Annotated in this window: 20 protein-coding genes; 5 read left to right on the forward strand and 15 right to left on the reverse strand. The window is 59.9% G+C overall.

Annotated features, from left to right (window positions below):
• Positions 1-17 precede the first annotated feature (17 nt).
• From trpC to ACQRAX_RS07060, 12 genes are all read right to left on the reverse strand, one after another.
• Positions 18-854, reverse strand: coding sequence for an indole-3-glycerol phosphate synthase TrpC (gene trpC / locus ACQRAX_RS07005; RefSeq protein ID WP_412039084.1), 837 nt, complete (start codon positions 852-854; stop codon positions 18-20).
• Entirely contained in the window at positions 851-1,900 is a 1,050-nt protein-coding gene (gene trpD / locus ACQRAX_RS07010) for an anthranilate phosphoribosyltransferase (RefSeq protein ID WP_412039083.1), read from the reverse strand. Before trpD ends, trpC begins: the two co-directional genes overlap by 4 nt.
• A gap of 9 nt (positions 1,901-1,909) precedes the next feature.
• Positions 1,910-2,503 (reverse strand): aminodeoxychorismate/anthranilate synthase component II, encoded by a 594-nt coding sequence (locus ACQRAX_RS07015; RefSeq protein WP_412039082.1) that lies wholly within the window; start codon positions 2,501-2,503, stop codon positions 1,910-1,912.
• A 77-nt stretch (positions 2,504-2,580) separates the two neighbouring features.
• The gene (gene trpE / locus ACQRAX_RS07020) at positions 2,581-4,062 is read right to left on the reverse strand and encodes an anthranilate synthase component I (RefSeq protein WP_412039081.1); all 1,482 of its coding nucleotides are present in this window, start codon (positions 4,060-4,062) and stop codon (positions 2,581-2,583) included.
• A gap of 69 nt (positions 4,063-4,131) precedes the next feature.
• Complete coding sequence (locus tag ACQRAX_RS07025; RefSeq protein WP_412039080.1) at positions 4,132-4,950, reverse strand: phosphoglycolate phosphatase; 819 nt, start codon at positions 4,948-4,950, stop codon at positions 4,132-4,134.
• Positions 4,947-5,621, reverse strand: coding sequence for a ribulose-phosphate 3-epimerase (gene rpe, locus ACQRAX_RS07030; RefSeq protein WP_412039079.1), 675 nt, complete (start codon positions 5,619-5,621; stop codon positions 4,947-4,949). The genes ACQRAX_RS07025 and rpe overlap by 4 nt, the downstream gene beginning before the upstream one ends.
• Positions 5,622-5,744: 123 nt before the next feature.
• Positions 5,745-6,572: an ABC transporter permease gene (locus ACQRAX_RS07035; RefSeq protein WP_412039078.1), complete on the reverse strand. Its 828-nt coding sequence runs from the start codon at positions 6,570-6,572 to the stop codon at positions 5,745-5,747.
• Between the two features lie 11 nt (positions 6,573-6,583).
• Complete coding sequence (locus tag ACQRAX_RS07040; RefSeq protein WP_412039077.1) at positions 6,584-7,831, reverse strand: ABC transporter permease; 1,248 nt, start codon at positions 7,829-7,831, stop codon at positions 6,584-6,586.
• Positions 7,832-7,895: 64 nt separating this feature from the next.
• Positions 7,896-8,930 carry an ABC transporter substrate-binding protein gene (locus ACQRAX_RS07045; protein WP_412039076.1) on the reverse strand — a complete coding sequence of 345 codons (1,035 nt, stop codon included), beginning with the start codon at positions 8,928-8,930 and terminating at the stop codon, positions 7,896-7,898.
• Between the two features lie 40 nt (positions 8,931-8,970).
• The gene (locus tag ACQRAX_RS07050; protein WP_412039075.1) at positions 8,971-10,095 is read right to left on the reverse strand and encodes an ABC transporter ATP-binding protein; all 1,125 of its coding nucleotides are present in this window, start codon (positions 10,093-10,095) and stop codon (positions 8,971-8,973) included.
• Between the two features lie 279 nt (positions 10,096-10,374).
• Positions 10,375-11,004, reverse strand: a complete 630-nt coding sequence (locus tag ACQRAX_RS07055; protein ID WP_045180405.1) for a response regulator — start codon at positions 11,002-11,004, stop codon at positions 10,375-10,377.
• Between the two features lie 10 nt (positions 11,005-11,014).
• Complete coding sequence (locus ACQRAX_RS07060) at positions 11,015-13,405, reverse strand: PAS domain-containing sensor histidine kinase (protein ID WP_412039074.1); 2,391 nt, start codon at positions 13,403-13,405, stop codon at positions 11,015-11,017.
• Between the two features lie 94 nt (positions 13,406-13,499).
• Between ACQRAX_RS07060 and ACQRAX_RS07065 the strand changes: the two genes are divergently transcribed.
• On the forward strand, positions 13,500-14,504 hold the full coding sequence (locus ACQRAX_RS07065; protein ID WP_412039073.1) for an alpha/beta hydrolase family protein: 1,005 nt from the start codon (positions 13,500-13,502) through the stop codon (positions 14,502-14,504).
• Here the strand turns inward: ACQRAX_RS07065 and ACQRAX_RS07070 are convergent.
• Genes ACQRAX_RS07070 through ACQRAX_RS07080 form a run of 3 tightly spaced genes read right to left on the reverse strand, consistent with a single transcriptional unit; the run spans position 14,501 to position 16,960 of the window.
• Positions 14,501-15,265, reverse strand: a complete 765-nt coding sequence (locus ACQRAX_RS07070; protein WP_412039072.1) for a TerB family tellurite resistance protein — start codon at positions 15,263-15,265, stop codon at positions 14,501-14,503. The genes ACQRAX_RS07065 and ACQRAX_RS07070 overlap by 4 nt on opposite strands.
• Position 15,266: 1 nt before the next feature.
• Positions 15,267-15,938, reverse strand: a complete 672-nt coding sequence (murU, locus tag ACQRAX_RS07075; protein ID WP_412039071.1) for an N-acetylmuramate alpha-1-phosphate uridylyltransferase MurU — start codon at positions 15,936-15,938, stop codon at positions 15,267-15,269.
• The gene (locus ACQRAX_RS07080; protein WP_412039070.1) at positions 15,935-16,960 is read right to left on the reverse strand and encodes an aminoglycoside phosphotransferase family protein; all 1,026 of its coding nucleotides are present in this window, start codon (positions 16,958-16,960) and stop codon (positions 15,935-15,937) included. The genes murU and ACQRAX_RS07080 overlap by 4 nt, the downstream gene beginning before the upstream one ends.
• A gap of 130 nt (positions 16,961-17,090) precedes the next feature.
• Between ACQRAX_RS07080 and ACQRAX_RS07085 the strand changes: the two genes are divergently transcribed.
• From ACQRAX_RS07085 to rsmA, 4 genes are read left to right on the forward strand one after another with little or no spacing between them, the layout of a single operon-like run.
• Positions 17,091-19,904 (forward strand): LPS-assembly protein LptD, encoded by a 2,814-nt coding sequence (locus ACQRAX_RS07085; protein WP_412039069.1) that lies wholly within the window; start codon positions 17,091-17,093, stop codon positions 19,902-19,904.
• On the forward strand, positions 19,885-21,201 hold the full coding sequence (locus tag ACQRAX_RS07090; protein WP_412039068.1) for a peptidylprolyl isomerase: 1,317 nt from the start codon (positions 19,885-19,887) through the stop codon (positions 21,199-21,201). The genes ACQRAX_RS07085 and ACQRAX_RS07090 overlap by 20 nt, the downstream gene beginning before the upstream one ends.
• Positions 21,198-22,187, forward strand: a complete 990-nt coding sequence (gene pdxA, locus ACQRAX_RS07095) for a 4-hydroxythreonine-4-phosphate dehydrogenase PdxA (protein WP_412039067.1) — start codon at positions 21,198-21,200, stop codon at positions 22,185-22,187. Before ACQRAX_RS07090 ends, pdxA begins: the two co-directional genes overlap by 4 nt.
• Entirely contained in the window at positions 22,184-22,990 is an 807-nt protein-coding gene (gene rsmA, locus ACQRAX_RS07100) for a 16S rRNA (adenine(1518)-N(6)/adenine(1519)-N(6))-dimethyltransferase RsmA (RefSeq protein ID WP_412039066.1), read from the forward strand. Before pdxA ends, rsmA begins: the two co-directional genes overlap by 4 nt.
• Positions 22,991-23,006 lie beyond the last annotated feature (16 nt).

Genomic DNA, 23,006 nt, shown 5'->3' on the forward strand with positions numbered 1-23,006 from the left:
CCGGCTTCAGAGTTGAATCAGTCCAGTCCTTGCACCGGATTCTGCACCGCCCGCTCAGGGAAGAACAGGCGCTGCAACTCAAGCCCAGGATGCTCGGCGCGCATGAATGCTTCACCGACCAGAAACGAATAGACCTCGTTGATTTCCATCAGCTCAACGTCCGCACGGTTGAGAATACCGCTTTCGGTAATCGCCAGACGGTCGCGAGGAATCCGCGGCAACAAGTCGAGGGTGGTTTCCAGGCTGACTTCAAAGGTGTGCAGGTTGCGGTTATTGACGCCGACCAGAGGCGTATCGAGGGTTTTCAAGGCCCGCTCCAGCTCATCGCCATCGTGCACTTCAACCAGCACATCAAGGCCAACGCTTTTCGCTGTGGACGCCAGTTCAGCCATTTTCACATCATCCAGCGCCGAGACGATCAGTAGCACGCAATCGGCGCCCAGGGCACGGGCTTCAACGATCTGATAAGGATCGATCATGAAGTCTTTGCGAATCACCGGTAGCTTGCAGGCTGCGCGAGCCTGCTGCAGGTAAACATCGGCGCCCTGGAAATAGTCGACATCGGTGAGTACCGACAAGCAGGTCGCCCCCCCCTGTTCGTAGCTCTTGGCGATTTCGGCCGGCACGAAGTTTTCGCGGATTACACCTTTGCTTGGCGAAGCCTTCTTGATCTCGGCAATCACCGCAGGTTGCTTGCGCTTGGCCTGTTCGATCAGCGCATTGGCAAAACCGCGTGGTGCATCAGCGGCGGCGACCAGACGCTCGAGTTCGGCGAGACTGACCCGAGCGCTACGCTCGGCGACTTCCTGGACCTTACGCGCCAGAATGTTTTCCAGAACCGTCGGCACACTCATCCTTCATTCTCCTGCTTGAATACGGCGGTGAAAGCGCCCAGTTCTTCGAGTTTTTCCCGGGCAAGGCCGGTGTGCAGTGCGTCGTGGGCAAGCTCGACACCTTGCTTTAGGGTCATAGCGTGGTCTGCCGCGTACAGCGCAGCACCGGCGTTGAGCACGATCATTTCTGCAGCTTTCTGGCCATTTTCAGTCTTGCGCCGCCCTAAGGCATCGCGAATCAGCTCCAGGGACTTGGCTGGACTCTCAACGGCCAGGCCATGCAAGCTTTGGCTTTTCATGCCGAGGTCTTCGGGTTCGACCCAGTACTCGGTGATCTGGTCGTTCTTGAGTTCGGCGACGAAGGTCGGCGCCGCCAGACTGAACTCGTCCAGGCCGTCCTTGGAGTGCACCACCAGCACATGTTTGCTGCCCAGGCGTTGCAGCACCTCGGCCAGAGGCCGGCACAGCGCCTGCGTGAACACACCGACTACCTGGTGTTTCACACCGGCCGGATTCGTAAGCGGGCCGAGCATGTTAAACAGAGTCCGCAAGCCAAGGTCGCGACGCGGCGCAGCGGCAAATTTCATGGCCTTGTGATGGGTCTGGGCAAACATGAAGCCGATACCGACGCTGTCGATACACCGGGCAACTTGCACAGGCGTCAGGTTCAGGTAGATACCGGCAGCTTCCAGCAGATCCGCGCTACCACTCTTACCTGAGACAGCACGGTTGCCGTGCTTGGCCACGGTGCAGCCAGCGGCGGCAACCACGAAGGCAGAAGCAGTGGAGACGTTGAAGATGTTCGCCCCATCGCCACCGGTGCCAACCACATCGACTACCTGATCGAGGGTGTTGAGTTCGACCTTGTCAGCCAACTCGCGCATCACCGACACCGCACCAACAATTTCGTCGATGCTTTCGCTCTTCATGCGCATGCCCATCATGAAGGCACCGATCTGCGCTTCAGTGCACTGGCCGGTCATGATTTCGCGCATCACATCGCGCATTTCTTCGGTGCTCAAGTCCAGGTGGCCGACAATGCGGCTGAGCGCGCTCTTGATATCCATGATCGATCCTTAGCGGCGGCCGCCGGTCTGCTTGAGGAAGTTGGCGAACAGCTCGTGGCCCTGCTCGGTGAGGATCGACTCGGGGTGGAACTGCACCCCTTCGATGTTCAGCTCTTTGTGCCGTAGGCCCATGATTTCGTCCACTGAACCATCTTCAAGGGCGGTCCAGGCAGTCAGTTCCAGGCATTCGGGCAAGGTTTCACGCTTGACCACCAGCGAGTGATAGCGGGTCACGGTCAGCGGATTGTTCAGGCCGGCAAACACGCCGAGGTCCTTGTGAAATACCGGGCTGGTCTTGCCATGCATGACCTGACGGGCCCGCACGACGTCACCGCCAAAGGCCTGGCCAATGGACTGGTGCCCCAGGCAAACGCCGAGAATCGGCAGCTTGCCAGCAAAGTGCAGGATGGCTTCAATAGAAACACCAGCTTCGGTCGGGGTGCACGGACCAGGGGAAACCACGATACGCTCAGGGTTCAGCGCTTCGATCTGGGCGATGGTCAGCTCGTCATTGCGAATGACCTTGACCGCTGCACCCAACTCGCCGAGGTACTGCACGACGTTGTAGGTGAAGGAGTCATAGTTGTCGATCATCAGTAGCATCTGGGTTCAACCTCTAGAATCAATTTCGCCGGGTGGACAGGCGCAAGACGGCGCGCTGCGGGCGCCGTGGGTTTCAATCAGCTGCGTGGCGTCTGTTCAGCCAGCGCTACCGCACGGAACATCGCCCGACGTTTGTTGATGGTTTCTTCCCATTCCAGTGCAGGTACCGAGTCGGCGACGATGCCACCGCCAGCCTGTACATGCAGTTCGCCATCCTTGATGACCGCAGTGCGAATGGCGATGGCCGTGTCCATATTGCCGTTCCAGGCAAAGTAACCGACTGCGCCCCCGTAAACACCGCGTTTAACCGGCTCGAGTTCATCAATGATTTCCATGGCGCGGATCTTCGGCGCCCCGGACAAGGTCCCGGCGGGCAGGATTGCGCGCAGCGCATCCATGGCGCTGAGGCCTTCCTTCAATTCACCGGTCACGTTGGAAACAATGTGCATGACGTTGGAGTAACGCTCGATGACCATCTTCTCGGTGACTTTGACTGTGCCGGTTGTCGACACCCGGCCGGCATCGTTGCGGCCCAGGTCGATCAACATCAGGTGCTCGGCGATTTCCTTGTCGTCCGACAGCAGATCTTCTTCGAGCGCGCGGTCGGCTTCCTCAGTGGCACCACGCGGACGCGTGCCAGCAATCGGGCGGACGGTAACCAGGTTGTCTTCAACCCGCACCAGCACTTCCGGTGAGCTGCCTACCACATGGAAGTCACCGAAATTGAAGAAGTACATGTATGGCGTCGGGTTGAAGCAACGCAACGCCCGATACAGGTCGATCGGCGCGGCCTTGAAGTCGATCGACATACGCTGGGACGGCACCACCTGCATGCAGTCGCCCGCGAGGATATATTCCTTGATGGTATCGACCGCACGCTCGTAGTCACTCTGGGTGAAGCTGGAGCGGAAGGTCGGCTCGGCGGCTTGTGGGCCACCCAGTTCCAGGCCGCGGCGCGGGGTGATTGGTTGACGCAGTTGCTCAAGCAACCCCTCAAGGCGGGCCAGGCCGTTTTCGTAGGCGTGTTCCTGAGCCGGATCGGCCAGGACAATGGCGTGCATCTTGCCCGCGAGGTTGTCGAACACCACCACGGCATCGGAAACCATCAGCAGAATATCCGGCACACCCAGCGGATCGGGATTCGGGCATTTGCCCAGACGCTTCTCCACATAGCGCACACAGTCGTAGCCGAAGTAACCAACCAGACCACCGTTGAAGCGTGGCAGACCCGCGATGGTCGGCACTTTGTAGCGTTCCTTGAAGGACTCGACGAACGCCAGCGGGTCTTCTACGTCGTGGCGCTCGATCTCGACACCGTCGTGACTAATGCGCACCTGATGGTCATACACCCGCAGCACCGTGCGGCACGGCAAGCCAATGATCGAGTAACGTCCCCACTTTTCTCCGCCCTGCACGGACTCGAGCAAGTAGGAGTTGGCCTGGTCAGCCAGTTTCAGGTAGATCGACAGTGGTGTGTCGAAGTCGGCCAGGGTCTCGCAGGCCAGGGGAATACGGTTATAGCCTTCAGCGGCCAGGCGCAGGAATTCTTCGCGGGTCATGATAGCCTCGTGGCAAGCAGCAAATGGGTCAAACAGGCAAACGGGCCGGCAACGGCCGGCAGCGAACAGTCAGGCGCGCCAACGCCAACGGGCCAGGGCCTTAATGACTTTCATCCAGAGTTTGCCGGTAACCGCCACGATGGAATCTCGATTTGAGGGGGATTGAACGTCAGCCAACGTTATCCCAGTGGCCGCATCTAAGCAACCGGGCAACAGCGCTCGCAGGTCGTCAATGACCAGGCATGGCTGTTCTTCGCTGATAGGACGGCCATGGTTGTAGCCATAGCTCAAGCCCACGCATTTGACCCCGGCCGCCTTGGCCGCCAGTACGTCACTGCGCGAATCACCGACGAACAGGGCCTCTTCAGCCGAGACATTGGCCATCTTCATGACGAACAACAGCGCTGCCGGATCCGGCTTTTTCTGCGGCAGGGTGTCGCCGCCAATGATCCAGCGAAAGTAACGACCGATTTTCATCTGGTCGAGCAACGGCGCGACAAAGCGCTCCGGCTTATTGGTGATCAGGGCCATTTCCACGCCCTGCTTGTACAGCCACTTGAGCGTGTCACGCACACCGGGGTAGACCACGGTCAGTTCATGATTGTCGGCATAGGCCTGCATGAACAGCTCCAGACCCTTTTCTGCCTCGTCGTCCGCAACGGCGGCATGATCCAGGCCACCGGCCAGGGCCCGGCGCACCAGCACCGGGGCACCGTTGCCGACCCAGTGGCGTACAGCCTCCAGGCCTGCGGGCTTGCGCCCCATTTCGAGCAGCATGTGATCCACCGCTGCGGCCAGGTCAGGGACCGAATCGATCAGGGTACCGTCCAGATCGAACATCACCAGCCTGGGCAGCGCCCCGGGGAACAGCTGCTCGAAGCCACTCATGCGCGGGCCAAAGCCAATTCGGCATGCATCTTGGCGATGACTTCCTGGTAGTTCGGGGTGTTGAAGATCGCCGAACCAGCAACGAAAGTATCGGCACCGGCTGCAGCGATCTCACGGATGTTGTTCACATTCACGCCGCCGTCGATTTCCAGACGGATATCGCGGCCGCTGGCGTCGATCAGCGCACGGGCTTCGCGCAGCTTGTCGAGGGTGCCGGGGATGAATTTCTGCCCGCCGAAGCCTGGGTTGACGCTCATCAACAGGATCATGTCGACCTTGTCCATCACGTACTTGAGGGTGTCGAGCGGGGTTGCCGGGTTGAATACCAGGCCGGCTTTGCAACCACCGTCACGAATCAACTGTAGTGAACGATCGATGTGCAGGGTGGCTTCCGGATGGAAGGTAATGTAACTGGCACCCGCTTCGATGAAGTCGCCGATGATGCGATCAACCGGGCTGACCATCAGGTGCACGTCGATTGGCGCGGTGATGCCATATTTGCGCAGCGCGGTACAGACCATCGGGCCGATGGTCAGGTTCGGCACGTAGTGGTTGTCCATTACGTCGAAGTGAACGATATCGGCACCAGCGGCCAGCACGTTGTCGACTTCCTCACCCAGGCGAGCGAAATCGGCAGAAAGAATCGAGGGGGCAATAGCGTAGGGCTGCATGGCGCACCTGTAGGGCAGAATCACGGTGGCGCGCATTGTACCTCAGGCAAACGGCCAGGGGCTGACTGGTATCAAAGTGCTCGACGGAGTGGGAGCGGATCGACCCGCCCCCACAGTAGTCCGTCACTCCGGCTGTTGAGTGCGCAGCTTCTCGCTACGCCCTCGCAGCCACTCCAGGGTCAGCAACAGCACCACCGAAAACGCGATCAGCAAGGTTGCCGCCGCCGCAATTGTCGGGCTGAGGTTCTCACGGATGCCGCTGAACATCTGGCGTGGCAAGGTCGCCTGCTCAGGGCCGGCCAGGAACAGGGTCACCACCACTTCATCAAACGAGGTGGCAAACGCGAACAAGGCACCGGAAATCACCCCTGGGGCAATCAACGGTAACGTCACTCGACGAAAGGCGGTCAGCGGCGAGGCGCCAAGACTGGCCGCGGCACGTACCAGGTTGTAGTTGAAGCCTTGCAGTGTCGCCGACACAGTGATGATGACGAACGGCACACCCAACACTGCATGCACCAGGATCAGTGAGATAAAACTGTTGCCCATGCCCAACGGTGCGAAGAACAGATAGCTGGCAACACCGATGATCACCACTGGCACCACCATCGGTGAAATCACCAGGGCCATGATCAGCGGCTTGCCAGGAAAGTTGCCACGGGTCAGGCCAATCGAGGCCAAGGTGCCGAAAATCATCGCCAAAACAGTGGCAGCCGGGGCGACGATGATGCTGTTCTTCAGCGCACGCATCCATTCAGCCGAGGCGAAGAAGTCCTGGTACCACTGCAGCGAGAAGCCTTGCAGCGGGTAGACCAGAAAGCTACCGGAGTTGAACGACAACGGAATGATCACCAGCACCGGCAGCACCAGGAACAACAGGATCAGCCCGCAAAGGATGCGCAAGCTGTAGAACCAAACCCGCTCGACGGGCGACATGTAAGGGCTCAGCATGACAACGCTCCTCAGCTCAGGCGCAAGCGGCTGGCGCCGACCAGCCAGCTATAGATCAGATACAAAATGACGGTGGCGAGCAGCAGCAGGCCGCCCAACGCAGTCGCCATACCCCAGTTGATGCTGGTGTTGGTATAGAAGGCCACGAAGTAGCTGACCATCTGATCATTAGGGCTGCCGAGCAGCGCCGGGGTGATGTAGTAACCGATGGCCAGGATGAACACCAGCAGACAGCCCGCACCGACACCGGCGTAGGTCTGCGGGAAGTACACCCGCCAGAAACTGGTGAACGGATGACATCCCAGAGAGATCGCCGCACGCATATAGGTCGGCGAAATGCCCTTCATTACGCTGTAGATCGGCAGGATCATGAACGGCAGCAGGATGTGAACCATGGAGATGTAGACACCAGTGCGGTTGAACACCAGCTCCAGCGGTTTATCGATGATGCCCACCGCCATCAGTGTGCTGTTGATCAATCCGCCTGACTGCAGTAGCACGATCCAGGCTGCCACCCGTACCAGGATTGAAGTCCAGAACGGCAGCAGCACCAGAATCATCAACAGGTTGCTTTGACGGGTCGGCAAATTGGCCAGCAAGTAGGCCAGTGGATAGGCCAGCACCAGGCAAAGGGCGGTGATGACGAAACCCATCCACAGGGTGCGGGTAAAGATGTCCAGGTAAATGGCCTGGTCCGGGGTGGCCTTGGCCAGCTCGCCGAGGTCATCGATGCGATGGTCCAGGGCCGCCAGCAGATAGAACGGGGTCACGCTACTGGTGTTACGGCGGATGGCCTGCCAGTACGCGGGATCGCCCCAGCGCTCGTCCAGCTCCTGCAACGCTTCTTTATAAGAAGCCGGCTCAGTTTTGAACGGCAACGCACGGGCGGTTTTTGACAGCAGGCTGCGATAGCCGGCCAGTTCCATGTTCAAGCGCTTGGAGGTATCGCCCAGCGTCTGGTTCTTGCGCGCCTGAGCCAAGTCTTCACTGAGTGCCTTGTACACTGACTCGCCCGGCAAGCCTTTACCGTCCCATTGCGTTACCACAGCAACAGTCTGCGGCAAGCCCGTGACGACTTCCGGGTTGCCGACACTCTTGTAAAGCAGTGCGGCAATAGGCACCAGGAAAACCAGCAGCAGGAACAGCGCCAGCGGCGCAATCAGGGCCTGCGCCTTCCAGCGGTTGACCCGCTCGGCACGTGCCAGGCGCTGCTTGAGGGTGGAACCGGCGCCTTCATTGAGGGGCACTGCGATGGCCATAGCGAACTCCGAAATCTTGAGAACAGGGAGCGTCGGCTCGTTGCCGACGCTCCATCAGCCGACCTTACTTGGCAGCCCAGGCGTTGAAGCGTTGCTCCAGTTGCTCGCTGTTGTCAGCCCAGAAGGCGACGTCGATCTGCACTTGGTTAGCAATGTTTTCCGGGGTGGTCGGCATGTCTTTTTTGATCTCGTCAGAAAGCAGGCTCACCGCTTTGGAGTTGGCTGGGCCGTAGGCAATGTTTTCCGAGTAGATCTTCTGCTGCTCAGGTTTGACCGAGTAGGCGATGAATTTCTTGGCTTCTTCGGCGTTCTTCGCGCCCTTGGGAATGGCCCAGGCGTCGAAGTCATAGATGCCGCCGTTCCACACCACCTTCAGGTTGCTTTCTTTCTGTACCGCAGCGATCCGGCCGTTGTAGGCCGAACTCATGACCACGTCACCCGAAGCCAGGTACTGCGGTGGCTGCGCACCGGCTTCCCACCACTGGATGCTTGGCTTGAGTTCGTCGAGTTTCTTGAAGGCGCGGTCCTGGCCTTCCTTGTTGCCGAGCACCTTGTAGACGTCCTTGGGCGCGACGCCGTCAGCCATCAGGGCGAACTCCAGGGTGTACTTGGCGCCCTTGCGCAGGCCACGTTTACCTGGGAATTTTTTGGTGTCCCAGAAGTCGGCCCAACTGGTCGGGGCGGTTTTCAGCTTGTCAGCGTTGTAGGCCATGACCGTGGACCAAACAAAGAAGCCCACGCCGCAAGGCTGAATGGCACCAGGTACATAGTCGGCCTCGTTGCCGAACAGCGCCGGATCGAGCTCTTCGAACATGCCTTCGTCGCAACCACGCGCCAGCTCCGGCGACTCGACTTCGACCAGGTTCCAGGACACGCTCTTGGTGTCGACCATGGCTTTGATTTTGGCCATTTCACCGTTGTATTCGCCAGCCACGATCTTGCCGTTGCCTGCCTTTTCCCATGGCTCGTAGAACGCTTTGGTCTGTGCCGCCTTGTTGGCGCCGCCGAAAGAGATCACGGTCAGATCAGCCGCTGCCATAGCCTGGCCCGCCGCAAACAGCCCCAGCGTCAGAGCGGTCAACTTCAAGTGTTTGAACATTATTATTCTCTCCACAGTACAGGGTTGGTGAAGCAAGCCTTCAGTTGGCTTCGAGGAGTGGATCGAGCGCGCGGGCGTGCTCCACTTCCCAGCCAAGCGGTACCACATCGCCCACGGCCAGCGCCGGGTCGAGTTCGGCAATCGGCTGCTTCACAAAGAAATCGGCCTTGCCGCAAACCTCCAGACGGACCCGTACGTGGTCGCCCAGGTAAATGAATTCAGCAACTCGACCAGAGAAGCGGTTGACACAGCTTTCGCTGTGGCCGTTCAGGCGTACGCGCTCTGGACGAATCGACAGGGTGACCGGCTCACCGCTCTGACCAACATTGACGGCCAAGGCCTCCACCTTCTCGCCGCGGGCGAGCTGCACCAGGCAACGCTCACCGTCCTGACTGATCAGGCGCCCATTGATGCGGTTATTTTCACCGATGAAATTAGCCACAAAGGTGTTCTTTGGCTCTTCATAGAGGGTGCGAGGGTCAGCGATCTGCTGGATCTCGCCCTGGTGGAACACGGCCACGCGATCCGACATGGTCAGTGCTTCACCCTGGTCATGAGTCACGTAAACCACGGTGACACCCAAACGCTGGTGCAGGTGCTTGATCTCCATCTGCATGTGTTCACGCAGCTGTTTATCCAAGGCCCCGAGCGGTTCATCCATCAGCACCAGCTGTGGCTCGAACACCAGCGCCCGGGCAAGCGCCACGCGTTGCTGCTGGCCGCCGGACAATTGACCGGGGTAGCGCTGCGCGAACGCGTCGAGCTGCACCATGCTCAGCACGCGTTTGACGCGCTCACTGATGTCGGTCTTGCTCAAGTTGCGCACACTCAAAGGGAAGGCCAGGTTTTCGGCCACAGTCATGTGCGGAAACAACGCGTAGTTCTGGAACACCATGCCGATGTCGCGTTTGTGCGGCGGCACGTTGTTGATCGAGCGGCCCGCCAGCTGGATCTCACCGGCGGTCGGGGTCTCAAAGCCTGCGAGCATCATCAGGCTGGTGGTCTTGCCGGAGCCGGACGGGCCGAGCAAGGTCAGGAATTCGCCTTTGCGAATATCCAGATTGAGGTCTTTGACGATCAGCGACTCACCGTCGTAGCTCTTCTGCACACCGCGGAAGCTGACCAGCACTTCACCGGCTGCAGCGCTCGAATTCACCTCACTCATACCCGTACCTTCTTGTTGGATGACTGCGTATTTACAGCCTAGTGAAGGTGCGAGTCGGCGCAAATCGGGGGTGGGGAGAGATTGATATCAGCTAGATGGAAGGCTGGGGGTAGGGATTGCCCTACAAGGATGGCGTTTTTGGATAAGGTTCACGTCTTCCGAACCAGGACAACCGTTATTGCTGGCAAGGCCAGCGCCCACAAAAAGCCACCTGCAAGCAACCCTCTGGGGCCTGGCCTTGTCAGCGATAAGAGCGACCCGGTGTCGCTAACAGAACACTCAGAGCAGCTTGTGCTCCATGGCGTATTTGACCAACTCCGCCAGCGAATTCACATTGAGTTTCTGCATCAGGCGCGCCTTGTGGGTACTGATCGTCTTGTTGCTCAGGGCCAGCTGCTGGGCAATGTCATTGACGTTGGCTCCTTGGGCCAGCCGCTCGAACACCGAGAACTCACGCTCCGACAGCAGCGAATGCAATGGCCGGGCATCCGTCAAACCCACCTCGAAAACCATCCGGTCAGCCAACTCCGGATCGATATAGCGACCACCACCGGCCACCCGGCGAATGGCTGTCAGCAACAAGGCCGGGTCGCTGTCTTTGGTCGCGTAACCGGCAGCGCCGATCTTCAAGGCGCGGGCGGCCATTTGTGCCTCATCATGCATCGACAGTACCAGGATGGCCGGGGGGTTATTCAGGGCTCGGATCCGTGGAATCGCCTCCAGACCATTGACTCCCGGCATGGAGATATCGAGCAACACCACCTCACAGTCGGTATGTCGCAAGGTCTCTAGCAGTTGCTCGCCGTTACCGGCCTCCCCCGCCACTTGCATGTCCTTGGCCAGGCCAATCAATTGCTTGATACCCTCACGAACGATGGTGTGGTCTTCGGCAACCAGAACTCGAATCACAGTACCGCTCCTATTTCAGGGGAATCGCCACGCTTAGGCTGGTGCCTTCACCGGGCTCACTCTCAAGGGTCATCTGGCCACCGAGCATCAACACCCGTTCGCGCATCCCGACCAGACCGAAAGACGTCGGCCGATTTTGCTCAAGGGCAAAGCCAAGGCCGTCGTCGATTACCGTCAAACGCAAGGTTCGACCGTCCAGGCTCAAGCTTATCTGGACAGTATGCGCCTGGGCATGACGCATGACATTGGTCAGCGCCTCTTGCAGGATGCGGAACAGACCGATTGCCTTGGCATCGCTCAAAGGAGGCAGGTTTTCCGGTACCTGGACCAGGCAGGGAATCTGCGTTCGCGCTTCGAAACGCCGCGCCTGCCACTCGATCGCCGAGGCAATACCCGCATCCAGGATCGGCGGACGCAGCGCTGTGGCGACATCACGAACCAATTGAAACAGCTGGGCAATCAGGCGTTTCATGCTGGCAAGACGCTCGTTGAGGCCCGGATCGAGGTCGGCATAGGCTAGCTCGCACATGGACGTTTCCAGTTTGAGCACGGTCAGCATCTGTCCCAGTTCATCATGCACTTCCCGAGCGATACGGGCCTTTTCTTCCTCACGGACACTTTCCAGGTGCGCCGATAGCTCGCGCAGCTGTTCCTGGGAACGAGCCAGTTCCAGCTCAGCCCGCTTGCTCTGGGTGATGTCCCAGACCACTCCGTCCCAGACTACGCGACCATCACCCAGGCTGCGGGTACTGGCCTTGATATCGGCCCAGCGCTGTTCGCCCTCACGCGTCAGAATGCGTCCCTGCCAGGACCAATCGCGGTCGGTAGCCAAGGCCAGGTCCTGGACTTTGTGGTAGTCGGCCCGGTCATCCGGGTGCACCAGGTTGCGCAAACCCATGTCCGGGCGTTGCAGCGCGGCAGGGGTATAGCCGACCAAGGCCTCACTGCCTTCGCTGATATAGGGAAATTCCAACTCACCTTCAGCCGGGTTGCGCTCCAGCCGAAACACCAACCCTGGCACGTTGCCGGCAATACCCTTGAGCCTGGCCTCACTTTCGCGCAAAGCCGCCAGGGCCCGACGGCGCTCGGTGACGTCAGTAAGAAAAACCACCAGGTACTCGGCGTCACGAAAGCGCAGAAAGCTCAGCGATACATCCACCGGCAGCAGGCTGCCATCGGCGCGCAGGCACTGGGTTTCGAAATGCTGGGCCAGGTCATTACTGGCCCGTGCGCCCCTCCACAGCTCCAGCCAGCGATCCATGTGCAAGCCAGGCTCGAAGTCGATCAGCGGCCGGTCGATCACAGCGCCCTCGGCATAACCGAGCATACTTTCAGCCGCGCGGTTGGCATAACGCACATGGCTGTCCCAGTTGACCCAGAGAATGCCCACCGTGCTCTGATCGATGGAAAACTGACTGAGACGCAAGGCCTCTTCGCGCGCCTGACGCTGGTTGATGCTCTCGCGCGCGGTTAGCAGGTTGTGCTCCAACTGCCGCAACTGACGCCGCTGCCAGATAACCATGGCGACACTGCTCAACAGTAAGACGGCGAGCAATAACCCCAAGTTTTGCCAGAAACCCGGCGACTCGCTCAAGCGTGGGTATTTAGGCTCCAGCCAACGTTGATGCAACTGTTCAAGGTCCTTGGCCGGAATGGCCTGCAGGCCGCGCTCAAGAATCTCCGCCAACTGCGGCCAGTCGCGCCGGGAGGCAACCCGCAGGAGTTGCGGCAGGCCGATATCGCCAACCACGGCCAAGTCACTGAACTCATTTTCTCGCGACAGTCGGCTTAACTGCGCCTCATCCACCACGGCGTAGCGGGCTTGCTCGCTGAGCACCAGCTGCAGGGCCTGACGCTCCTGGGGAACGCCTTGCAGGTTGAGATTGGAATACGTCGCACGCAAATAGTCGGCCACTGCGCTCGGCATGCGTACCGCCACCCGTTCATTTCCGGTGAGCTTCTCAAGATCAACCGCTACCGCACCGGTGCGCGGCCCAACAATCAATTGCGGCACGCGCATGTACGGATCGCTGAACAGCCATAAGCGCAGGCTGGCCGGCGTTTGGGTCAAGCCCGGCGCCAGATCCACCTCACCGGCTAGCAACGCCCGCTCCAGCGCCGCCTGGTCAGGGAAGTTACGCCAGGTCAGGTCCAGGCCAAGCGAGCGACCCAACCAGTTCATTAGCTCGACATTGACCCCATAGAGTTGCTGCAGGCGTCGATCAAACTGGGCAAATGGCGCTTGCAAGACCAAACCAACGCGCAGGCTGCGATGCTGCTCCAGCCATTGCCGCTGTTCAGGCTCCAAGAGCAAAGCTGCAGAGGGGCCTGTGGGGGTTGCCGAAGTGATCAAGGACCAGCAAAAACAGCCGATAAGCAACAGACAGCGCAGTGATTTCATCTAAACGCTCATCAAAGTATGGATGGCCACCGAGCATGGCCCTCCCGGACAAATACTATTAGGCTGCCGGTATTATTCTGGCCTGGAGCAATCCATGTTTGCACTTCATCGCTCAACGCTTCCGGCGTTGTGCCTGACACTGATACTACCTTGTAGCGCACTCGCAGCGGAGGGTGAACCAGCAGACGCGGCGGCCAAAGAGCAGCCAGCCGCTGTTCAGCGCCAACCACTGCTCGAACGTAGCCAGGAAGATGCCCAGGCACTGGAGCGCCAGGTTCCGCAAGCCGAGCAGCAAACCCTGCAAGCTGGCAGCGATAGCTTTCTCGCACTATGGAAACCGGCCAATACTGGCGAACCGCTTGGCGCCCTGATCATCCTGGCCGGTGCCGGCGAAACCGCTGATTGGCCAAAAACCGTTGGACCTTTGCGTCGCAAGTTTCCAGACGCTGGCTGGCATAGCCTGAGCCTGAGCCTGCCTGATCTACTGGTCGACGCCCCACAGGCGCGCGTCGAAACCGCGCCAGCCCCGAGTCAGCCGGTAGCACAAGGCCAGAGCGCACCAGCCAAGGACACACCTGAAGACGCCAATGCCGGTGTCGAACGGGCCACCGCCGTCGAAAGTGAAGTCAGCGAAAGCGCAAACCCTTCCCAACCTATGGATGCCGACGACAAGGCTGACGCCGAACGCATTTTTGCCCGTGTTGATGCCGCGGTTGCCTACGCTCAGCAACACAATGCCCGTAGTATCGTACTGTTGGGCAATGGCAGTGGCGCTTACTGGGCTGCCCGCTACCTTAGCGAGCGACAACCGGCGCAGGTTGAAAAACTGGTAATGGTCTCAGCGCAAACCCCGGCACAAGCCGAGCACAGCCTGGAGGCGCTGGCGCCGACGTTGAAAGTACCCACTGCGGACTTCTTCTATACAAACCAGGCGCAAGGCAAAAGAGCAGCCGAACTGCGCCTGCAAGCCAGCAAGCGAGTCAAGGACAACAACTATCGCCAAGTAGGATTGACCGCCATGCCCGGCAATGACGCGGCGGAGCAAGAGCAACTGTTCCGCAGAGTCCGTGGCTGGCTTGCAGCAGACAACACTGACTAAAAACCGCGGTTTTTGCGGATGACCGCATAGGCCTGGTGCAGCTCGCCGGTGCGCTCGGTTGCTTCGCGCACCTGCGAGGGGCTGGCGCCACTGCCCACCAGTTTATCGGGATGATGGCGGCTGAGCAGGCGCCGATAGGCCTGCTTGATCTGGCCCGACTCAGCCTGCGGCCCGACGCCGAGCACCCGCAAGGCATCCTGATAACCGAGACCGGCGTTGGGCAGGCTGGGTCGCTGGGGCTCGTATTCCAGCGCCAGCGCCTGGACCTTGGGCGCTGACCATCCCAACTGCTGCCCCCAATCGAGTAACAACTCGCGCTCGCGACGGCCCGCCCGACCATCGGCCCAGGCCATGCGCCAACACGCGCGCAACATGCCCTCAGCAGCATGCGGCTGCTGCCGCAAGCGACGTAGATAGCCCCCCAGGCGGTCCTTGCCACTTTTACCGCGATTGAACGCGACAATCGCCCGGCGCCGCGCAGGTTCGCTCATTTCCAGGCGCTGCATTTCCTGACGTGCCTGCTGAATGTGGCCGTCGACTACTCGCCCGTCGCACTTGGCCAATCGCCCAAGCAGCACAAACAGCACCTCATCGTCACGCAACACCGGACGCCCACCCAAGCGCTCCCGCACATGCGCCCAACTGTGCAACTGCAGACGGCGGTCCATCGCCTGACCCAGCAAAGCCCCCAGCAACGCTCCTGGAATGCTGGCAATGGCGAAGCCGGCTCCGGCACCAATCACTGTGCTCGGCCACAACATGTCAGCGGCGCCCTTTGATCAGTTGTTCGACTTCAGCCAGACGCTCCTGGGTACCGACATCCACCCAATTGCCTGTGTAGTGTTCGCCAGTGACCTTCCCTACCGCCATGGCATCACGTAGCAGTGGCGCCAGCTTAAAGGCACCCGGTGTACAGCCGTTGAACAGCGCCGGGTCGATAACGGCAATACCGCTATAGGTCAACGTAGCAGCGCCGTCCTGGCCATCGCTGACCAGCCCTTGCTGCAAACAGAAATCACCCTTGTCGTGATGCCCTGGGTTGTCGACCAGCACCAGATGGGCAAGCCCGGCAGGCTTGTCGGGCAAACAGGAGAAATCGTACTCAGTCCAGACATCGCCGTTGACCAGCACAAACGGTTGCTCACCCAACAACGGCAGGGCCTTGAAGATGCCGCCGCCGGTTTCCAGTGGTTCACCCTCAGCGGAGTAACTGATATTCAGGCCCCAACCCGCGCCTTTACCCAAGTGGGCTTCGATCTGCTCCCCCAGCCAGGCATGGTTGATCACCACTTCCTTGATGCCTGCCAGCGCCAGGGCCCGCAGGTGGTATTCGATCAGCGGTACACCGGCCACAGGCAGCAGCGGTTTTGGGGTATGCAGGGTGAGCGGACGCATGCGCTCACCTTTTCCCGCAGCCAGAATCATTGCTTTCATGGACGCGCTCCAGCGCTCGCTTGCAGGCTTTCGATCAACTCATCCAACTCGGCCAATTCCGGGCGACGGGCGATCACTTCATCTATATAGGCGAAGAAACGCGGCACGTCTGTCAGATAGCGCGGTTTACCATCGCGGTGGCAGATACGCGCGAAAATACCGATGACCTTGAGGTGGCGCTGTACGCCCATCAAGTCACTGGCGCGGTGGAAGTCTTCAAAATCGGCCTGCACCGGGATGCCTTTGGCCTGGGCCCGCTGCCAGTAACGCTTCAACCAGCCCTCCACCCGTGCTTGTGGCCAACTGAGAAAAGCATCCTTGAACAGGCACGTGACGTCATAGGTCACTGGCCCATACACCGCGTCCTGGAAATCCAGCACGCCTGGATTTGGCATGCTCTGCATCAGATTGCGCGGCATATAGTCGCGGTGTACCAACACCTTGGGCTGAGTCAGCGCGCTTTCGATCAGCAAGGCGCTGATGCGCTGCCAAGCGGCCAACTGCGCGTCGGTGAAGCCAAGCTCCAGCTCGCGGCCCACGTACCACTCGGGAAACAGCTCAAGCTCACGGCGCAACAGTGCTACGTCGTAGCTTGGCAAGGGTGCATCCATCGGCAATTGCTGGAACGCCAGCAGTGCCTCGATGGCATCATCGAACAGGCTATCGGCGTTATCAGCGTTGATCACATCGAGATAGGTCTGCGTGCCAAGGTCGCTCAGCAGCAAAAAGCCGCGCTCCAGGTCCTGCGCATGGATGACCGGCACGTTGACTTTGGCCGTAGCCAGCAAGTGATCGATATCGACAAAGGGACCGCAGTTTTCCTGTGGCGGCGGTGCATCCATGACCACAAAGCTGCGGCCTTCGGCCTGCCAGCGGAAATAGCGGCGAAAGCTGGCATCGCTGCTGGCGGCGGTCAAACTGCCGCTCGGAACAGCGCCCCAGCCCTGCGTCTGAAACAGATTTGCCAGTTGCTCGTTGAGCCAAACGTGGAGGTGTTGCAGGCGTACATCATGATCAGGCATTACAAGGGTCTCCGACGGCCCTAGCCGTCAAGCGGGTCATGCTTTATTATCCAGCATCTTTTTCAGACCATCGAGAGGCGTGCGGCCCCACACGCGGGCAGATGGCACGCAGGAAGCCCGGACTAATAAGATGGCATTGAAATCCCCCGCGTTTCGTAAAAAATTCCCGTTGCTGGTCACCGGCGGTCTGCTGGCACTGCAACCTCTGGCCACCTCGTATGTGGTCGCCGCAGAGCAATTCGACTGCCAAGTGTCCGCTGCCGGAGGCTGGGACTGCAAGCCCAAGACCAACGCTGCCACGCTGCCGCCACGTCCGGTGCATACTGGCGCAGCTGCCAGTGCATCCGGCGAGGGCACTGCTGAGGCTGGCGAAGCCGGTGCCGAGGGCTCCAAGGGGCCGATGCTCGTTACCGAGAGCAAGGGCCGTGGCCTGAAATCGCGCAGTGACGACTACAGCCACCTGGACTGGGTCCCGCGTGATCAGCTGACCCCTGCGCAGCTTGCCGAAACCGGGCCGTACTGTGCCGGCGCCTACATCGAGCCAACACGTCCAGGTATGGATGACACCACGCCGAAGGACGAAGCCCCGACCTTTATCGGTGCCAAGGTATCTCGCTACCAGCAGGAAAAGCAGATCGCCACCCTCGCCGGTGACGTAGTCATGCGCCAAGGCAGCATGCAGGTCGAGGCCGATGAGGCCAACCTGTACCAGGCCGAGAACCGCGGTGAGCTCAGCGGCAACGTCAAGATCCGTGACAACGGCTCGCTGGTGGTCGGCGACCATGCCGACATCCAGCTCGACACCGGTGAAGCCAAGGTCGACAACGCCGAATACGTCATGCACAAGTCGCGCATCCGCGGCAACGCGCTGTACGCCAAGCGTGCCGAGAACGCCATCATCCGCCTCAAGGATGGTACCTATACCACCTGTGAGCCGAACAGCAACGCCTGGCAGCTCAAGGGTAATAACATCACCCTGAACCCGGCCACCGGCTTCGGTACCGCGACCAACGTCACTTTGCGGGTCAAGGATATTCCGGTGTTCTACACACCGTATATCTACTTCCCGATTGACGACCGTCGCCAGTCCGGTTTCCTGCCACCGTCGTTCAGTACCAGCGATGACACCGGCTTCATGCTGGTCACGCCGTACTACTTCAACCTGGCGCCGAACTACGACGCCACCTTGTATCCACGCTACATGGCCAAGCGCGGCATGTTGATGGAAGGCGAGTTCCGCTACCTGACCAAATCCAGTGAAGGTCAGTTCGGGGGTGCTTACCTCAATGACGACAATGACGATCGCAAAGACCAGACTGATTACGAAGATCAGCGCTGGATGGTTAACTGGCAGCACAAGGGCGGCCTGGATGAGCGCCTGCTGACTGAAGTCGACTACACCGACATCAGCGATCCGTTCTACTTCCAGGACCTGGAATCGGAACAGATTGGCGTTGAGAGCCGTGATTTCATCAATCAGCAGGGTGCACTGACCTGGCGTGGCGACAGCTATACCGCGCGCTTGAACATGCAGGCCTATGAGCTGGCAACCATCTCCAAGATCACCCCGTATGACAAGTTGCCGCAGATCACCTTTAACGGGATGTTGCCATACCATCCGGGCGGGCTTGATCTTAAGTACCAGACCGAAGCTGTGCGCTTCGACCGCGATCTGCAGAGCGGTCCGGTATTTGACGAAGACGGCAACCTGGACACCAGCGTGCGCGCAGACGGTGGCCGAATTGACCAGAACGTGTTCGGCCTGGCACGAGCGAACGGCGATCGTTTCTATGCCGCGCCGGAAATCAGCCTGCCGCTGAACGCGACCTATGGCTACCTGAAGCCTTCGATCAAGTACACCACTACTCATTACGAACTGGACCTGGACAGCCAGGGTAAACAGCAAGCTGCAAATGCCACCGATCTTCAAGGCAAATTCAGCAGCAGCCAGAATCGTAATGTGCCGATCTTCAGCGTTGACAGCGGCCTGTACTTCGACCGTAACACTCAATGGTTCGGCAAAAACTATCGCCAGACCCTGGAACCACGGCTGTACTACCTGTATGTGCCTTATGAAGATCAGAAAGACATTCCAATCTTCGACTCCAGTGAGAGCACCTTCAACTACGGCTCGCTGTTCCGTGACAACCGCTTCAGCGGTCGCGACCGGATTGGTGACGAGAACAAACTGTCGCTGGGCGTAACCAACCGCTGGATTGAAGAAAACGGCTTCGAACGCCAACGCTTCAGCGTTGGTCAAGCGTTGTACTTCAAAGATCGCAAGGTGCAACTGCCGGGCATCGACTATCGCACTCGCGATGACTCGCTCTCCGACGTATCGCCTTACGCGCTGGAATACGCCTACCGCTTCAACCGCGACTGGCGCTTCAATTCCGACTTCAACTGGGATCCAGACAGCCGCAGCACCCGTTCGGGCAGTGCGATGTTCCACTACCAGCCTGAAGATGACGTGAACAAGGTAGTCAACCTCGGCTATCGCTATCGCAACGACATGGTTCGCTATGATCAGGCAACAGGCACATGGTCAGCCGGTGGCAACAGTGACTACGGCCGCCCTGGTGACCCGAACTACGTCAAGGATTACTACAAGATCCAGCAGCATGACTTCTCGGTCATGTGGCCGATTGTTCCACAATGGACCGCAATCGCGCGCTGGCAGCACGACTACAGCCAAAACCGTACCTTGGAAGCCTTCGGTGGTTTCGAATACGACAACTGCTGCTGGAAGCTGCGCCTGATCAACCGTTACTGGATCGATTATGACGATTTCAGCCAGGCAACTCCGCAAAACGAAAAGGGCGACCACGGCATCTTCCTCCAGGTTGTGCTGAAAGGCCTCGGCGGCGTAGTGGGCACTAAAGTCGAGTCGTTCCTCGACAAGGGCATTGAAGGTTATCGTACCCGTGAAGACCAAGCTTACTGATTGTCTGCGCCCGCTGTTGCTGGGCGCTGTATTGCTGACCGGCACGGCGCATGCCGCCGTGCAACCTCTGGATAGCGTTGTGGCCATCGTCGACAATGACGTGGTCATGAAGAGTCAACTGGACCAGCGCGTACGCGAAGTCCAGCAGACTATCGCCAAGCGTGGTGGCTCTGCGCCACCCGCTGGCGTGCTCGATCAGCAGGTACTCGAACGCCTGATCGTCGAAAACCTGCAACTGCAGATCGGCGAACGCTCGGGTATCCGTATCACTGACGAAGAACTGAACCAGGCCATCGGCACCATCGCCCAGCGCAATGGCATGAACCTGGAACAGTTCCGCGCCGCACTAGCCCGCGACGGCCTGTCGTATGATGATGCTCGCGAGCAAGTTCGCCGCGAGATGATCATCAGTCGCGTGCGTCAACGTCGTGTGGCTGAGCGTATCCAGGTAACTGAACAGGAAGTGAAAAACTTCCTCGCCTCGGACATGGGCAAGATGCAGCTGTCTGAAGAGTACCGCCTGGCTAACATCCTGATCCCGACTCCGGAGCGTGCTGACGCTGCCACTATTCAGGCCGCCGCCAAACAGGCGGGTGAGGTTTACCAACAGCTCAAGCAAGGTGCCGACTTCGCCCAACTGGCCATCGCCCGTTCGGCCAGTGAAACCGCGCTGGAAGGCGGCGAGATGGGTTGGCGTCGGGCAGCTCAGCTGCCACCGCCATTCGACCGCCTGCTCAGCACCTTATCGGTAGGTGATGTCACCGAGCCAGTGCGCACTCCAGGCGGTTTCATCATCCTCAAACTGCAGGAAAAGCGCGGTGGCCAGGCCATGGTGCGTGACGAAGTGCACGTACGTCATATCCTGATCAAACCAAGCGAAATTCGCAGTGAGGCAGCTACTAAGCAGCTGGCGGAAAAACTCTACGAGCGGATCAAGAATGGCGAAGACTTCGGCGAACTGGCGAAGAGCTTCTCCGAAGATCCTGGTTCGGCGCTTAATGGCGGCGATCTCAACTGGGTCGACCCGAACGCCCTGGTGCCTGAGTTCCGCGAGCAAATGGCCAGCGCCCCGCAGGGCGAAGTCACCAAGCCATTCCAGACCCAATATGGCTGGCATGTCCTGGAAGTGCTTGGCCGTCGCGCCACTGACAGCACTGACCAGGCTCGCGAGCAACAAGCGATGAACGTCCTGCGTAACCGTAAGTATGACGAAGAGCTGCAAACCTGGCTGCGTCAGATCCGTGACGAAGCCTACGTTGAAATCAAGCTTCCTGGCGCCGATCAGGCCTCCCAGTGAAACCTCAGCGCTTCGCCCTCACTCCCGGTGAGCCAGCCGGCATAGGTCCCGACCTGTGCCTGCTGCTCGCCGCGCACGCCCAGCCTCACCCTCTGATTGCCATCACCAGCTGTGACCTGCTCGCCGAGCGGGCCACACAGCTGGGTGTGGCAATCAGTTTGCTACCCGTCACGCCCGAGGCCTTTCCAGACCAGCCCGCTCCTGCCGGCAGCCTGTATGTCTGGGATACCCCCCTGCAGAACCCGGTGGTAGCTGGCCAGCTGGACAAGGCTAATGCAGCCTTCGTGCTCGACACCCTGACCCGTGCTGGCCAAGGCTGCCTGGACGGGCATTTTGTCGGGATGATCACCGCCCCCGTGCACAAAGGCGTGATCAACGAAAGCGGGATTGCCTTCTCCGGCCACACCGAATTCCTCGCTGACCTCACCGGCACCGCGCAAGTGGTGATGATGCTGGCCACTCGAGGCCTTCGCGTCGCCTTGGTGACCACTCACCTGCCCTTGCGTGATGTTGCCGACGCCATCACGGCAGAACGCCTGGAGCGCGTCACGCGGATTCTCCACGCCGACCTGCAGCAAAAGTTTGGCATTCCCAACCCACGCATCCTGGTCTGCGGCCTGAACCCGCACGCCGGCGAGGGTGGCCACTTGGGCCATGAAGAAATCGATACCATCGAACCCACATTGGCGCGATTGCGCAGCGAAGGCATGGACCTGCGCGGCCCACTGCCTGCCGATACCCTGTTTACCCCCAAATATCTGGAGCACTGCGACGCAGTGCTGGCGATGTACCACGACCAGGGCCTGCCCGTCCTCAAGTACAAGGGCTTCGGCGCTGCCGTGAACGTGACCCTCGGTCTGCCGATTATCCGTACCTCGGTCGACCACGGCACAGCCCTTGACCTGGCCGGCACCGGCCGGATCGACACCGGCAGCCTGCAGGTCGCCCTGGAAACCGCCTACCAGATGGCCGAGACCCGAATATGAGTGAGCAATACCAACACCGGGCGCGCAAGCGCTTCGGCCAGAACTTCCTGCACGACGCCGGTGTTATCGACCGCATCCTGCGCTCGATCCACGCCAAGGCCGCAGACCGCATGCTGGAGATTGGCCCAGGCCAGGGCGCTTTGACCGAAGGCTTGCTGGCCAGCGGCGCGCAACTGGACGTGGTCGAGCTGGACAAAGACCTGGTGCCGATTCTCAACCAGCAATTCGCTGGCCGCGATAATTTCCGCCTGCACCAGGGTGATGCACTGAAGTTCGACTTCACCAGCCTGGGCGCTGCGCCCAATAGCCTGCGCGTGGTCGGCAACCTGCCGTACAACATCTCAACGCCGTTGATCTTCCACCTGTTGAGCAATGCCGAGCTGATCCGCGACATGCACTTTATGCTGCAGAAAGAAGTGGTCGAGCGCTTGGCCGCAGGCCCTGGTGGTGGTGACTGGGGCCGGTTGTCGATCATGGTCCAGTACCACTGCCGAGTAGAACACCTGTTCAACGTTGGCCCAGGCGCATTCAACCCGCCTCCAAAAGTTGATTCGGCCATCGTGCGCCTGGTGCCTCACGAGACCCTGCCGCACCCGGCCAAGGATCACCGCCTGCTGGAGCGTATCGTTCGCGAAGCATTCAACCAGCGCCGCAAGACCCTGCGCAACACCCTCAAGGCCCTGCTTAGCAGCGAAGCCATCGAGGCGGCCGGCGTCGACGGCAGCCTACGTCCGGAGCAGTTGGACCTGGCGGCGTTCGTCCGCCTGGCCGACAAGCTGGCCGAGCAGCAGGGCGCCGAATAAGGCATCGCCACGGCCA

Source organism: Pseudomonas sp. UM16 (assembly GCF_050312595.1).
Taxonomy (GTDB): domain Bacteria; phylum Pseudomonadota; class Gammaproteobacteria; order Pseudomonadales; family Pseudomonadaceae; genus Aquipseudomonas.

Excerpts from the sequence above, each read along its gene's own strand:
- trpC (WP_412039084.1), bottom strand. The coding sequence starts at position 854 with ATGAGTGTGCCGACGGTTCTGGAAAACATTCTGGCGCGTAAGGTCCAG.
- trpD (WP_412039083.1), bottom strand. The coding sequence starts at position 1,900 with ATGGATATCAAGAGCGCGCTCAGCCGCATTGTCGGCCACCTGGACTTG.
- ACQRAX_RS07015 (WP_412039082.1), bottom strand. The coding sequence starts at position 2,503 with ATGCTACTGATGATCGACAACTATGACTCCTTCACCTACAACGTCGTG.
- trpE (WP_412039081.1), bottom strand. The coding sequence starts at position 4,062 with ATGACCCGCGAAGAATTCCTGCGCCTGGCCGCTGAAGGCTATAACCGT.
- ACQRAX_RS07025 (WP_412039080.1), bottom strand. The coding sequence starts at position 4,950 with ATGAGTGGCTTCGAGCAGCTGTTCCCCGGGGCGCTGCCCAGGCTGGTG.
- rpe (WP_412039079.1), bottom strand. The coding sequence starts at position 5,621 with ATGCAGCCCTACGCTATTGCCCCCTCGATTCTTTCTGCCGATTTCGCT.
- ACQRAX_RS07035 (WP_412039078.1), bottom strand. The coding sequence starts at position 6,572 with ATGCTGAGCCCTTACATGTCGCCCGTCGAGCGGGTTTGGTTCTACAGC.
- ACQRAX_RS07040 (WP_412039077.1), bottom strand. The coding sequence starts at position 7,831 with ATGGCCATCGCAGTGCCCCTCAATGAAGGCGCCGGTTCCACCCTCAAG.
- ACQRAX_RS07045 (WP_412039076.1), bottom strand. The coding sequence starts at position 8,930 with ATGTTCAAACACTTGAAGTTGACCGCTCTGACGCTGGGGCTGTTTGCG.
- ACQRAX_RS07050 (WP_412039075.1), bottom strand. The coding sequence starts at position 10,095 with ATGAGTGAGGTGAATTCGAGCGCTGCAGCCGGTGAAGTGCTGGTCAGC.
- ACQRAX_RS07060 (WP_412039074.1), bottom strand. The coding sequence starts at position 13,405 with ATGAAATCACTGCGCTGTCTGTTGCTTATCGGCTGTTTTTGCTGGTCC.
- ACQRAX_RS07065 (WP_412039073.1), top strand. The coding sequence starts at position 13,500 with ATGTTTGCACTTCATCGCTCAACGCTTCCGGCGTTGTGCCTGACACTG.
- ACQRAX_RS07070 (WP_412039072.1), bottom strand. The coding sequence starts at position 15,265 with ATGTTGTGGCCGAGCACAGTGATTGGTGCCGGAGCCGGCTTCGCCATT.
- murU (WP_412039071.1), bottom strand. The coding sequence starts at position 15,938 with ATGAAAGCAATGATTCTGGCTGCGGGAAAAGGTGAGCGCATGCGTCCG.
- ACQRAX_RS07080 (WP_412039070.1), bottom strand. The coding sequence starts at position 16,960 with ATGCCTGATCATGATGTACGCCTGCAACACCTCCACGTTTGGCTCAAC.
- ACQRAX_RS07085 (WP_412039069.1), top strand. The coding sequence starts at position 17,091 with ATGGCATTGAAATCCCCCGCGTTTCGTAAAAAATTCCCGTTGCTGGTC.
- rsmA (WP_412039066.1), top strand. The coding sequence starts at position 22,184 with ATGAGTGAGCAATACCAACACCGGGCGCGCAAGCGCTTCGGCCAGAAC.